Below are 13,381 nucleotides of genomic sequence, written 5' to 3' on the forward strand. Positions count from 1 at the left end.
ATAGACTGGCTCAATCGATCACTTGTTTAGATTTCAAAGATTGACTAATAGTTTTAACAATTGTAAGTTAAAAGAACAACGATAAGAAAAAGGCTTTATTAACGTTGAAGTTAAAGGTGGTTTCTCGTTTCGTGAGCTGGAATTATATATGAGGGATGCTTAAATGCAGATTAAAAAATAGCAGCTTTTTGAAAAAAATCAAAAGCTCAAAATTTAATCAAATTTAACTATTTTCTTTTATAGATGCAAAGCCACTTTCTTTTTCTATAGTAATGATTGTTTGATTGCCGCGTTTATCAGTTATTGTTATACTGCAATCTTTTTTAAGAAGTCTATCATAAGGACGCTTTGCTCCACCAGAAGTAGTACTTGCTACTCTCATAGGTCGGCCCATTTCATCAAAAATTATAGTTTGCATTCCACTACAACCATCTTTAAAATCAACTAATGTTATACCAAATCTTTTTCCTAAATTTAATTCCTTATTTATTTTTTTACAAGCATCTGTTGATATTCCACTCCAACCACCGCTAAGGAGCTTTCCACTTTTATAGATATCGTTTGCTACTTCTCTTTCTGAATTTACATTTCCATTTAAACTTTTATCAAAAAAGACACTATACTTCCAAGTCTTAACTCCTGGTTTATCTATAGAGCATTCCTTTAGACTAGTTTCATTAAATGTTATTCCCCATCTTAACTTAAACCATGGCTTAGACTGATTGCTAATAAAATTTTCATATTTATCATCCTGCATAGCGAGATGTTGAGTGTATCTTATATGAGTTAGGATCTGATTTGCAGCTTCTCTTGAGGCATTTCTGTTTAGTTTTGGGATCATAATGGCAGCTAAAATTCCAACAACAACAATAACAAAAATAAGCTCTATCATCGTAAAAGCTCTTTTTTTCATAGCTTATCGTTCCTTGATATTGAAATTTGCAACTACTTTTCCCATTTTTTCTATACTAAATTTTGACTTCTCATCTAAATCGGCACTTGCTAATAAATTTTTAGAGTAGCTTTTTGTTTTTATCCCATAAAATTTAAGCCTAAGCGCAAGCCTTGTATCTTCAGTCGTTATGTCCTGCACTCCAGCCTCTTTTAGCTTATCTGCCAGCTCTTTTGCTACATCAAATTTATAAGTGAGATGTTTTGTAGGATCGCTTAAAAAGAGATAAAAAATTTGATTAAAGATGATCGCTGACCAGTTAAATATCAAAAAAAGCATCACTAAGCTAGTGCAAATTTTATGACCTTTTCTAAATTTTGGCAGTCTCACACGATATGAGTTGAAAAAAACTCTAACCATAAGTGGCGTTGCTATCACGCAAAATGGCAAGAACTGCTCAAGCTCTAGCCTTTGGCGCACAGAGACTATCATACAAAAGCAAAATGAGCAAATGGCGATAAACCACAAAAGATCCTTCTTCTCCTTAACCCAAATTCTATAAATCGTATATACAAAAAAGATAAAGACAAATGGCGAAAATACAGCGGCAAATATGCCAAAAGTATCGATAAAGTGCCCGCTTGGTCTGCCATTTGTTTCAAAACCAAAAAAGTAAAGCGTCAGCAAAAATAAAATGGCACTTAGCCAAGCAAGTGGCGGCTTTCTTTTATAAAGTGCAAATATAAAAAATCCTGCATAAAATATCAAAAAATCACCATCTATGAAAAAGGCTAGGCAAAAAAAGAGGCTAAATAAAATTTTCTTTTTAATATGAAAAAGATATATACATAAAAGCGCCAGAGTTATGCAAATTCCAGCGTTATTTATGATAAGGGCTGAAGCTAGCGTGCCAGGAAGCAGCACAAAAAGTAGAACCGCTATGATCCTGTCAAACTCGAGCTTAATGTAAAACTTGCTCACCTTATACATCAAAACCACGCTTGCGATGTGAAAAAAGATCATCACGCCCCGCACAGCAAGATCATTTTGACCAAAAAAATGGGTGCTTAGTTTTAAGATGTAGCTTAAAAGGCTGCGCTTTTGAAAGAAAATTTCAGCCTCGTTGTAGCTTATACTAAGAGAATTTGCCGCATAAAGTAGAAAAACAAAATCAATCAAACATATCAAAAATACGCTAAAAGCGATGTGTCTGCTAGCAAATTCTCTAACTCTTTCTAACAAATTTAGCCCTTAAATATGTATATCCCAGAAAAACTCAACCCAGTCATGAGCCTCTTTTACCTTAAATTCAGGCAAAAGCAGAGCCTTCTCTTTATAAAATACAGTTGCTATCTTTATATCTAAATTTGGATAGCGTTTAAGCAGCTCTCTTTTTATCTCGACCATGCTCTCGCCGCTATCGATGATATCATCAACAAGCAAAATTTTAGTGTATTTGCTAAGATCTGGCACATTAAAAATTTGTATCGTATCAAGCTTGTTTGTATCCTCGTAGTGGATAGAATTTAAAGTAAATAAATTTCTATTTTCAAGCGCAACGGCTAGTGAGTGTCCAAGCGTTAGGCCACCTCTTGCCACAGCTAGTATCACCTCTGGATCAAACTCATCTTTTATCTGTTTTGCCATCTTTTTGGCATCAACGGCAAATTCATCGTAGCTATAAAATATCATCTTTAATCCTTATCAATGCACTAAAAATACGATAAAACTAATAAACGCTAGCACGACTACACCTAAATTTATATCGCTAAATTCTCTCTTTATGAGCTTAACTATGACGTATGACATAAAGCCAAATGCAAGGCCGTTTGTGATCGAGTAAGTAAGTGGGATGAGCACAACTATGAAAAATGTCGCAACGGCGATGGCTGGATCTTTAAAATTTATACTAGCAAGCTCGGCAAACATAAGCACGCCGACCATTACGAGGATCGGATAGATGGCATTGCCAGGGATAGCTTTAAAAAGTGGCAACATAAATAATGTAAGTATGAATAAAAGTCCGCAAAATACAGCTGTTAGACCGGTCCTGCCGCCCTCTTCTACGCCGCTTGCGCTCTCTACAAACGATGTGGTCGTACTTACACCTACAAGCGAGCCAGCTGCAGTAGCAACAGCATCAGCTTCAAGAGTTTTTTCAAGTTTTACGACGCCATCTTTTTTGTTTTCGTCAAATATCCCAGCCCTTGTGCCAACACCAGCTAGCGTGCCTATCGAGTCAAAAAGATCAGTCACAAAAAATGTGATAATAACCGGTAGCAAGGCTAGGCTAAAGGCACCTTTTATGTCAAGCTCTAAAAATATCGGCGAGATAGAGGCTGGAGTTGAGAAAATTTCTGTTGGATGAGGAGCGATGCCAAGCACCCAAGCTATCACTGAAGTGACAAGCACAGCTAGGATAAACGCACCCTTTATCTTCCATGCCCAAAAGCAAATAACCAAAAATAGCCCCAAAACGCCAAGAAGCACGTTTGGATCTCTGAAATTTCCTATACCAACCAAAACCGCGTCGTTATTTACTATAAAGCCCATTTGCTGAAACGCGACAAAGCTGATAAATGTGCCTATGCCAGCGCTTATCGCTCTTCTTAGATCAAGTGGGATGGATCTTATTATCCACATTCTAAAATTCGTAAAAGACAAGACAACAAATATCACTCCGCTTAGAAAAACAACGCCAAGAGCCGTTTGCCAAGGCACTTTCATACCTATGCAAAGACCAAATGTAAAATAAGCATTAAGCCCCATGCCAACGCTCATCGCAACTGGTGTGTTCGCCCAAAGACCATTTAATATCGTAGAAAATATGGTAATTAGCGCAGTTGCAGTGATGAGTGCCTCATAAGGCATGCCTGTTTTGCTCATAATGATCGCATTTACCGGTACGATATACATCATCGCCAAAAATGTCGTAAGTCCCGCTCCAAATTCCTGCTTCACACTCGTTTTGTTTTGTGCTAAGTCAAAAAATTTCACCCCAAGCTCCTTTAGTAAATTTTAAGTTCGTTATATAAGCTATCACGCTCAACCGGCGTAAAACCAGATGTTTTTATAAGATCGCAAAATGTCTTTAGTGTGACGCCATTTGCGCTGTTTGCGCCGGCTGCACTTTGGATACTCTCTTTTTCTATCGTGCCATCAAGATCATCAGCGCCAAATTCCTGAGCGATCATCGCTAAATTTAAGGTCGATGTGGCCCAGTATGCCTTTATATGTGGGACGTTATCAAGCACTAGCCTCGAAATCGCCATAGTCTTTAAAATTTCAGCCGATCCTAAAAATTTCACATCTTTTAAGTAGTTATTTTCTCTTTGATAAACTAGCGGGATAAATGCATTAAATCCGCCAGTTTCGTCCTGCAAGTCCCTTATCCTTAGCATGTGATCGATCCTATTTTCACGGCTTTCTATGTGGCCAAAAAGCATTGTTGCATTGCTTTGCTTGCCCTTGTCGTGCCACATTTTGTGGATCTTTAGCCAGTTCTCGCTACTAACTTTGCCTTTGCAAATTTTAGCCCTGACCTCTTCGTCAAAAATTTCAGCCCCACCCCCTGGCATGCTATCGACGCCGTATTCAAGCATCTTTTCTATCACCTCATCGTAGCTTAAGCCGTAATGCCTTGATAAAAAATCAACCTCAGCCGCAGTCATCGCCTTTACGTGAAGCTCTGGATGAGCTGCCTTTATCTTTTTAAAAATTTCTAAATACCACTGCCAACCGCTAGTTGCGTTGTGGGCGGAGACGATGTGTATCTCTTTTACGCCGTGACTCACGCTCTCATCAACGATCTTTAAAATTTCTTCGTGGCTCATTAGGTATGGATTTGGATTTTTTCTGTGGGCTGAAAATGCGCAAAATTTACAGATGTCAGCACAGATATTTGTTGGATTGATATGGCGATTTACGTTAAAAAAGACCTTGTTGCCGTGCAGTTTTCTGCGCTTTTTGTCGGCAAATTTAGCCAAGGTAAAAAGATCAAGCTCATAAAGCGAAAAAGCCTCTTGCTTGCTTAATCTCTCGCCACTTTCTAGTTTTTGTAATAGATTCATTATTTATATCGTCCTAAAGCTGAACTTAAGGCTTTATTATAAGCAAATAAAGCTTTGTTTTTGCAAAAATTATGTAACATTTGCCAAGATATTTTTAACAATGGAAACACTAAATGCTAGCTGATAAAAGTGCCAAAAATAGCGATAACTATTCAAAGATCAAAGAGAAATTTCTTGATTTTAAGGCAAATTTGCCAAAACATTTTCAAAAAAATCAAGGCAGAAATTTCACAAATTTCTTAGCCAAAGAGTATGATGATTTTATAAAATCTTATTTAAATGAAACTATGCGAGAATTTTTTGATGAGTTTGTGCCACAAAATGACAGCTTTGCTTTTAGCGTTCTAGCCACTGGCAAATACGCTCAAACGCTACTTAGCGCAAATAGCGAGCTTGAAATTTTGCTAGTTTATAAAAATTTAAAGGGCTATAATATAAAAAATTTCTTAAAAGAATTTTCTGAAATTTTAGATGGCTCTGGCATGAAATTTGTGATAAAAATTGCCGAAGTGGATGAAATTTTTATAAATTTCAAAGATGACCTTAAATTTAAAAGCGAAACCTCGCAACTTCGCTACATCTGCGGCTCAAAAAGCCTCTACCGCTTAGTAAAAAGCGAGATCATAAAGATAAAAGAATTTGATAAAAAAGCCTTTTTAAACTACCATTTAAAGGCATTTTTGCCATTTTCTAGCATAAGCTACTTGGTACAAGAGCCAAATTTAAAAAGTGGCTTTGGCGGGATCGATGAAATTTACCGCTTAAACTGCATACTAAACTGCCTAGATAGCGATGTTTCGGTTAGATCGCAAGCCCTTAAAGTGATGAATGAAAAAGAGATAGCAAGTTTTAATCTAAATGTGGATTTTTTACTAAGCTTGCTAAGTGCTTTAAATTTAACTCAAAACACCGACACTTTCAGCGCTTCAAGCGTTGAGATCACGACAAATTTTATGCAGACAAAGTCCAAAAAACTCCAAGACAACGAAAGCGTCATCAGTCAAAAGATGCTAAGCTCGATGAATAACGTAGCCATTTATTCAAGATTTATCGCGGCTTCGCTTTGCAGGCCATTTTTCAAAAGCGAGCTAAGCTTCGTTCAAAGAAAATTTGCTAGGCTAAAAAATGGATTTTACGAGATAAATGGCGTCATCTATGTGCCACTTCACAAAAAGCCAGCCCTTATCGAGGATCTCATAAATGAGCTTTTGGAGCTAAAAGATGTGGATTATAAATTTGATATAAGCGCGATCTTTTATATCAAGCGAGCCATCATCACAAAAGATGGCTTAGAGCGCGCTATAAGCGAGTTTAAGAAGATATTTTTAAGAGAAAATTCCTACGCTATCTTAAAATCCTTACTTGATGCGCAGATGATACAAATTTTGATAAAACCGATGGAGCACATCTCCCAGCTAGCAGAATATGACGGCTATCACGAATTTACGGTTGATGAGCATAGCATTTTAAGCGTCAAATTTCTTGAAAATATAAAAGATAAATTTATAAAAAATCTCTACGCTGAGCTTTGCTTGGAGGGCAAAACGATGCTAAAGATCGTAACACTTATGCATGACGTTGGCAAAGGACTTGGCGGCAAAGATCATGCAAACATCGGCGCAAACATCTTTAGAGCCTATGCTAACAAGCTAAATTTAAGTCAAAAGGCTATCAACATCGGCGTCATCTTAATAAAATACCACACCCTAATGAGCAACGTCTCAAACAGAGAGGACATCTACTCGCAGCGCGTCATCTTCGCCTTCATATCAAAGCTAGGTGACAAGCAGGTCTTAAAGCTACTTTACATCCTTAGCTACTGCGTGATAAACGCCACAAACGAGAGGCTTTACAACGCCTACACAGCAAAGCTTTTAAGAGAGCTTTATGAAATTTCTCTTAGCGCATTTAGCGATGAAAATTTACTTGATGAAGCGACAAGGCGAGTAAAAAAAGAGCAGTCTATAAAACGAAATAGCGAGTTTTTGGCGCTTGAGCCAAAGCTGCAAGAGAAAATTTTTAAGATCACATCAAATTTGGTCTTTACAAAATATAGCGCGAGTGAGATCATAAATTTAAGCAAAGTAGCTGACAGCCTAAACGAAACAGAAATTTTCATAAACAATAGTAAAAATTTAAGCATTCAAATTTATACAAACAAGAGCCTAAATTTAAGCGCCCTACTCTATGAATTTGCTAAATTTGACCTTGCATATATGGAGATATTTGAGCTTTTTGAGAAGAAATTTTATATCAGGCTTGACTTTAACCAAAATGTAAAAAATCATGAGCTTGAAAATACTAAAATTTTAGCCCTAAAATCCCTAAATAGCGAAGTTTTAAGAGAACCTTTGAAACCAAATATTAACAAAGATGAGATAAACTTCGAGCTAAATCACTCAAAAGATTACGCCAAACTTAGCATCAACGCAAAAGATCAGCGCGGGCTAATGGCTTATGTGATGAGTGTTTTTGACAGGCTTCATTTTCAAGTCACGAGTGCTAGAATTCAGACGGTTAAAAATAGAACGAGAAATCTCTTTTTGATCGAGAAAAACGAGCGACTTGAGAGTAAAGGCGAAGATATATTAAATTTATTAATAAGCGAGTAAAACATGTGTGGAATCGTAGGATACATCGGAGATAGAGAGAAAAAAGAGGTCATTTTAAGCGGGCTAAAAGAGCTTGAGTATCGCGGATACGACAGCGCTGGCATGGCTGTGATGAGTGATGGCAAGATCGACTTTTTCAAAGCGGTCGGCAAGCTTGAAAATTTAGCCCTAAAGACAAAGGACTTCACATCAACTGGCTTTGGCGTGGCGATAGGTCACACACGCTGGGCAACTCACGGCAAACCAACTGAGATCAATGCTCACCCACACCTTGGCGAGCACTCATTTGTCGTTCATAACGGCATCATCGAAAACTACAAAGAGCTTAAAGATGAGCTTGAGGCAAAGGGTGTGAAATTTGTCAGCCAAACCGACACCGAAGTGATCGTGCACCTTTTTGAAGAAATTTTAAAAGAGAAAAAAGACCCTTTTAAGGCTTATGAGGCGACTATCGCAAAGCTAAGAGGCGCTTATGCGACGCTACTTATCACCAAAACTGCACCTGATAAGATATTTTTCGCAAAAGATGCCGCTCCTATGGCGATAGGCAAAAGCGACAAAAAAGAGCTATATTTTGCCTCATCAGATGCCCCACTTATTGGCAACGCAGCCGAAGTGGCCTACTTAGATGATAACAACTACGGCTACGTGAGCTTAGACGAGATCGCTGTTTTTAAACACGGCAAAAAAGCTAGCATAACATTTAACGCACTCCCAAAAGATAAGAGCTATGCCCAAAAAGAGGGTTATACATTTTTTATGGAGAAAGAAATTTACGAGCAAGGCGCTGTTGTGTCTGAAACTATCATGGGCAGGGTCAAAAACCACAAAGTCACCCTTGAAAATTTAGACGATGAATACCTAAAAGGCATCGATGATGTCGTACTTTGTGCGTGCGGTACGAGCTACCATGCAGCACTTGTTGCAAGCTATCTTTTTGAAAGGCTTGCCAAAGTTAGAACAAAGGTCGAAGTGGCAAGCGAATTTAGATATAGAAAGCCTTATCTAAACAAAAACTCGCTCTTCATAGTCATCTCGCAAAGTGGCGAGACAGCTGACACTCTTGAGGCACTTAGGATAGCAAAAGAGGCTGGGCTAAAGACACTTGCGATTTGCAACGTCGATAACTCATCTATCGTTAGACTAGCTGATAATACGCTTCTAACTCGCGCTGGCATCGAAAAAGGTGTGGCTAGTACAAAGGCCTTTGCTACGCAGATCATCGTGCTTTGGATGCTTGTGCTTCAAATGGCATCTGCAAAGGGATCTATCAGCAAAAAAGAGCTTGATCACGAGATCAAAACGCTTCTTCACATCCCACAAATTTTAAATATAGATAACTCTTTGCAAGAGAAGCTTCACCGCCTAAGCAAGCACTATTTGCACGGTCATGGCTTCTTCTTTATCGGTAGAGACATCTTCTATCCGCTAGCACTTGAAGGTGCGTTAAAACTTAAAGAAATTTCATATCTTCACGCCGAGGGCTATCCATCAGGCGAGATGAAGCACGGACCTATCGCGCTTGCAGATGAGAAGCTATTTACGATCGCTTTAATGCCTCAAAACTTACTATATGAAAAGACAAAAAGTAACGTCGAAGAGCTTGCTGCAAGAGATGCTTACATCCTAGCGATAAGCCCACTTGAGTTTGAACTAAGCGATGACTACGTAAAAACAAGCGTTCAAGATCACTATATGAGCGAATTTTTCGAGATGATGCTAGTGCTTCAGCTGCTTGCACTTGAAATTTCCGTTAGACTTGGCAACAACGTCGATATGCCAAGAAACCTCGCAAAAAGCGTAACTGTCGAATAATTTATGTGGCTGGCATCTTGCTGGCCGCTTAAATTTTACTTTTATATTTTTCTTTTAAAATTTAAGTTTTCACAAAATATTATTTTCTTATAATATTTGCACTTCTAATTACATTAAAAAGGATCTTCATGAAAAAGAGATTTTTAGCATCTAAGGTCTTTAGCAGCGTTGCCGCTCTTTGTTTATTTGCTGGATGCGCTAGCAGCAATAGCGGTGTAACTGGTGCCGCAGCAGGAGATACAGCCAAAAATGCCAACACGAAAATCGAGCGTTGCAGCCAAACGCTAGGAACATTATCTTTTTACGAAGATCAAAGTAGCTCATGGTACTCATATCTAACTAGAGATTATCAGCTTGGCTCAACCGTGCCGGTGCTAAGGATCTTAGCTCAGCAAACTGGCTGCTTCGTCATCGTCGAGCGTGGCAGAAGTATGGATAATATGATGCAAGAGCGCGCACTTGAAGCTAGTGGCGAGCTAAGAAAAGGCTCTAAATTTCACAAAGGTCAAGTCGTAGCGGCTGATTACACCATGCAGCCAGAGATCACATTTAGCAAAGAGGATACTGGCGGTATCAGCGGACTTGTAGGCGCTGTCTTTGGCAACGTTGCTGGCAAGGTAAGCGGAGGCTTTTCAAAGAGCGAAACACAGACATCTTTGCTTCTCATAGACAACCGCTCAGGCGTACAGATCGCTGGCGCAGTCGGCAGTGATAGCAACTTTGACTTCTTTGGCATGGGCTCAAATTCATTTTCACGTGTGAGCGCTGGACTTGGTGGCTACACAAAGACACCAGAGGGCAGGATGATCGTAAATGCCTTTATGGACGCGATGAACCAACTTATAGTCGCGCTAAAAGATTATAAAGTCCAAAATGTAAAAGGTGGTCTTGGCAAAGGCGGAAATATAAAAATAGGAGACTAAGATGAAATTTATAGCCATTTTGTTTTGTACATTTACGATGTTGCTAGCTGTAAACTATACTAAAAAGATAGAGATCGGGCTTTGCAAACTTATAAACGAAAGAGAAATGGCTAAATTTTATGGTGATACGAGAAACTACGACGCCCTTAGTAAAAAGATAGACGGATATAAATTTCGTTTTGGATTGAAAGATTTTGATGAGGATAGTTGCCGCATGAGTGGCTACTATCCTGTTGATCCAAACTATGCACCATATCCACCTAACTACCGCCCATACTATCAAAATGAGTACGAAAGATTTGATAGATTTCAACGTGGTTACCGCGGAGGCTACTACGATGGTGACGACTATGATGATGGTTTTGAGCGTGGATATAGACGTGGCTACAATGACGCTAGAAGAGAGTATAGAAGACCTTATAGATAGGCACAAAAGCCATGATTTTAAAGAAATTTGATGCAAAACCTGTGGATATGGCAACATCCTAACTATCCAAATTTTTCTTTCGATAAAAGTGCAATAGACCCTTGCGAATAAACTAGAGCAAAATCACGAAATTTTAAAAGAGATAATAAGCAATATTAGCGGAAACGATCTTTTAAAGGCGCAAATTAGTGCGCTTGAAGATGAAATAATAAGTTCATCTCTCATAGAGGGCGAAAGACTAAAAAGATCAAGCATTCACTCGTCGGTAAAAAAGAGACTAGATGAAAATTTTGACTGGCTAGCCGACACTCATGCGACTAGATATAGTGATAATCAAGTCTTGCTAATACTTGAAGCAAATTTAAACAAAACCCCTATGAACTTCGAGCGGCTACATGGCTGACACAATGCCTTGTTTGAATATAGCCATAGCAAAATTTACAAGATAAAAAGAGCTAAATTTAGAGATGATGAGATGAGCGTCGTCTCAGGCTCACAAGAGAATGTGCAAATCCATTATGAAGCCTTGCCAGCAGAGCGCGTAGAGTATGAAATTTTTTAAATTTTATCAACAAAAATCACGAAAACACCTATGTAAAAAGTGTTTTGGCGCACCTTTGGTTTGTGATCATCTATCCTTATGAGGGCGGCAACGGACGCATGGCAAGGGCTTTTGCGCACTACTGCTTGGCTAGTGAGAGCATTGAGCCATTTTCTATCTCCAGCGTTATTTATGCAAATAAAAAAGATTATTATGAAATTTTAGAGCAGACGACGAAGCTTGAAAATAATTTAAACTTTGACTTCACAGCGTGGATAAAGTGGCATTTAGAAGCGGTAAATAGCGCCATAAAACAAGCCATAAGCTCATAAAAAGATAAAATTTCTATCAAAATTTAAGAGCCAAAGCCCTTAAATTTTATCTTTACTTAGGATTTTTGCGAGCTGCTCTTTGATCTCGTCATCAAATTCGCTAACGCTTATCACGCTCCTACTTTCGCACATCTTAGCGTCATTTACCTCGCAGTAGCCACTTAGCGCGTTTTTATATCCACCTCTTATGCAAGCCTCTCTATCCTCTAAAAATCCAGCTCCGCCAAGGATGAGCACGCCAAGGTCAAAGCCGATCTTAAATTTCGCACTCGCTGAGCTTTTTATCCAGCTTAAAAATATCTCGTCGTACCTTAGACCAAGTGCACCAACGCCGTCTGGCACGACCAAGATATCCACGCCGTAAAGGCTCTCAGCGTAAATTTCAGGATGAAGCCTGACGCCAAATTCATCGACTATTTCAGGCTTTAGAGCGTAGGTTTTGATGTTAAAACCTTCAAATTTATGCAAAAAATCATAAATTTTGGCAAAGCTTAACAAATTTATCTTGTCAAACATCAAAATGCCAACTTTCATGTTAGCTCCTTTTAATGAAGTGCCTCATTTAGCTTGATCGCCCTTTTGCTCGCACTTGCAGTGATCTGGCCTGTTTGGCTATTTTGTCTAAAATGAAGTCCGTTTAGCCCACCAAGCTCTAGTGCCTTGTAAATTTCAGCTTCAAATTTAAACTCTGGATTTAGCTTAGCTAGCTTTTCGCGCTCGCTTGCCAAGATATAGACCTTTGTGCCTTCAAGCACCGCTATGCCAGCATCCACGATGCAGTTATCGCCAAGTGGCACGCCAGTAACTGAGTTTGCGCCAAGCAAGCAGTGTTTGCCGATGCTTACAGGGTTGCCGTTCGTGCCGCTTAGCACGCCAAGTATGCTAGCTCCGCCGCCTACGTCGCTGCCCTCACCCACGACGACAGAGCTGCTGACCCTACCTTCAACCATCACGCCGCCAGTCGTGCCTGCATTAAAGTTGATATAAGCAGCGCCCGGCATGACGACCGTGCCAGGATGCACAGCTGCGCCCATGCGGACTTTGGCAGCGTCTAAAATTCTCGTGTTATCAGCTGGGATGATGTGGCTTAAAAATCTTGGGAATTTATCCACGCTCACGATCGCTGGATACTCGCCAAACATCTTTAGAGAAATTTCGTTTTCTCTTAGCCACTCAAGCTCGATCGGGATATTTTGACTAGTCCATGCGACATTTGGTAACACTCCAAAGGCTCCATCAAGCACGATCGTCCTAGGTGCGACCTTGCCAAGTGAGATCAAGTAGAGCTTGAGATAGACGGCCTCCACGCTAAGTGGCTTTGCATCGTCAAATAAAAATACAAGCTTAAATTTATTCTCATTTAGCTCAAGGTCGTCCTCAAATGCCATCTTCACAGCGTGTAAATTCTCCACGTTTTTATGCGATTTTATATCTTTTTCAAAGACGCTAAAAAGCTTGCTAGCCTTTTTTGCAACCTTTGGCGTGAGATCAGTCACGAACTCGTGAGCGCTAAAATCAACCTCAACATCGCACTTTTGCAAAGCATATATAAAGGCAGATGCGCTTAAAAAGCTCTCTTTATAATTTACAACGGCGTAACTTGCTTGCAAAATTTTGTCGCTATTTTTTTGTCCGCGATCGACTCTTGCGATGCCAAAAGCAACTGGATCTTTGTAGCCATCTTTTTTTCTAAATTCTTCAAAAAATTCCTTAAATTCGTTTGCGTCTTTGAACTCTTTAGACATCTATTCTCCTTTAAATTTTTTCTT

The 13,381-nt window shown here is 39.2% G+C and carries 15 protein-coding genes; 8 read left to right on the forward strand and 7 right to left on the reverse strand.

Going from position 1 to position 13,381, the window contains the following annotated elements:
- Positions 1–223 precede the first annotated feature (223 nt).
- Genes CVT14_RS08440 through mqnE form a run of 5 tightly spaced genes read right to left on the reverse strand, consistent with a single transcriptional unit; the run spans position 224 to position 4,965 of the window.
- A complete protein-coding gene (locus CVT14_RS08440; RefSeq protein ID WP_021090013.1) occupies positions 224–913 on the reverse strand; it encodes a Tfp pilus assembly protein FimT/FimU in 690 nt (229 codons plus the stop codon).
- Between the two features lie 3 nt (positions 914–916).
- On the reverse strand, positions 917–2,134 hold the full coding sequence (locus CVT14_RS08445; RefSeq protein WP_107850115.1) for an ArnT family glycosyltransferase: 1,218 nt from the start codon (positions 2,132–2,134) through the stop codon (positions 917–919).
- A 9-nt stretch (positions 2,135–2,143) separates the two neighbouring features.
- Positions 2,144–2,584: a phosphoribosyltransferase gene (locus CVT14_RS08450; RefSeq protein ID WP_012001533.1), complete on the reverse strand. Its 441-nt coding sequence runs from the start codon at positions 2,582–2,584 to the stop codon at positions 2,144–2,146.
- A 12-nt stretch (positions 2,585–2,596) separates the two neighbouring features.
- On the reverse strand, positions 2,597–3,889 hold the full coding sequence (locus CVT14_RS08455) for an NCS2 family permease (protein ID WP_107850116.1): 1,293 nt from the start codon (positions 3,887–3,889) through the stop codon (positions 2,597–2,599).
- A gap of 11 nt (positions 3,890–3,900) precedes the next feature.
- Positions 3,901–4,965, reverse strand: coding sequence for an aminofutalosine synthase MqnE (gene mqnE / locus CVT14_RS08460; protein WP_107850117.1), 1,065 nt, complete (start codon positions 4,963–4,965; stop codon positions 3,901–3,903).
- A gap of 110 nt (positions 4,966–5,075) precedes the next feature.
- Here mqnE and CVT14_RS08465 point away from each other — a divergent pair, with 110 nt between their 5' ends.
- The 8 genes from CVT14_RS08465 (at position 5,076) to CVT14_RS08495 (ending at position 11,612) form a co-directional block, all read left to right on the forward strand.
- On the forward strand, positions 5,076–7,574 hold the full coding sequence (locus CVT14_RS08465) for an HD domain-containing protein (RefSeq protein ID WP_107850118.1): 2,499 nt from the start codon (positions 5,076–5,078) through the stop codon (positions 7,572–7,574).
- 3 nt (positions 7,575–7,577) lie between these two features.
- Positions 7,578–9,389, forward strand: coding sequence for a glutamine--fructose-6-phosphate transaminase (isomerizing) (gene glmS / locus CVT14_RS08470; RefSeq protein ID WP_107805617.1), 1,812 nt, complete (start codon positions 7,578–7,580; stop codon positions 9,387–9,389).
- Between the two features lie 128 nt (positions 9,390–9,517).
- Positions 9,518–10,312: a CsgG/HfaB family protein gene (locus CVT14_RS08475; RefSeq protein ID WP_012001529.1), complete on the forward strand. Its 795-nt coding sequence runs from the start codon at positions 9,518–9,520 to the stop codon at positions 10,310–10,312.
- A gap of 1 nt (position 10,313) precedes the next feature.
- Positions 10,314–10,739, forward strand: coding sequence for a gamma-glutamyl phosphate reductase (locus CVT14_RS08480; RefSeq protein ID WP_107805616.1), 426 nt, complete (start codon positions 10,314–10,316; stop codon positions 10,737–10,739).
- A gap of 30 nt (positions 10,740–10,769) precedes the next feature.
- Positions 10,770–10,850, forward strand: coding sequence for a DUF4172 domain-containing protein (locus CVT14_RS11085; RefSeq protein WP_107805615.1), 81 nt, complete (start codon positions 10,770–10,772; stop codon positions 10,848–10,850).
- Between the two features lie 34 nt (positions 10,851–10,884).
- Positions 10,885–11,142 carry a DUF4172 domain-containing protein gene (locus CVT14_RS11090; protein WP_413784380.1) on the forward strand — a complete coding sequence of 86 codons (258 nt, stop codon included), beginning with the start codon at positions 10,885–10,887 and terminating at the stop codon, positions 11,140–11,142.
- A gap of 9 nt (positions 11,143–11,151) precedes the next feature.
- Positions 11,152–11,301, forward strand: a complete 150-nt coding sequence (locus tag CVT14_RS10665) for a hypothetical protein (protein ID WP_155759004.1) — start codon at positions 11,152–11,154, stop codon at positions 11,299–11,301.
- Positions 11,302–11,345: 44 nt separating this feature from the next.
- Entirely contained in the window at positions 11,346–11,612 is a 267-nt protein-coding gene (locus tag CVT14_RS08495) for a Fic family protein (protein WP_048809787.1), read from the forward strand.
- 39 nt (positions 11,613–11,651) lie between these two features.
- Here CVT14_RS08495 and CVT14_RS08500 read toward each other — a convergent pair whose 3' ends face one another.
- Both CVT14_RS08500 and CVT14_RS08505 read right to left on the reverse strand, forming a co-directional pair.
- Positions 11,652–12,146: a hypothetical protein gene (locus CVT14_RS08500; protein ID WP_012001527.1), complete on the reverse strand. Its 495-nt coding sequence runs from the start codon at positions 12,144–12,146 to the stop codon at positions 11,652–11,654.
- Positions 12,147–12,157: 11 nt separating this feature from the next.
- The gene (locus tag CVT14_RS08505; RefSeq protein ID WP_107850119.1) at positions 12,158–13,357 is read right to left on the reverse strand and encodes a tetrahydrodipicolinate N-succinyltransferase N-terminal domain-containing protein; all 1,200 of its coding nucleotides are present in this window, start codon (positions 13,355–13,357) and stop codon (positions 12,158–12,160) included.
- Between the last annotated feature and the right edge of the window lie 24 nt (positions 13,358–13,381).

Source organism: Campylobacter concisus (assembly GCF_003048445.1).
Lineage (GTDB): Bacteria > Campylobacterota > Campylobacteria > Campylobacterales > Campylobacteraceae > Campylobacter_A > Campylobacter_A concisus_BF.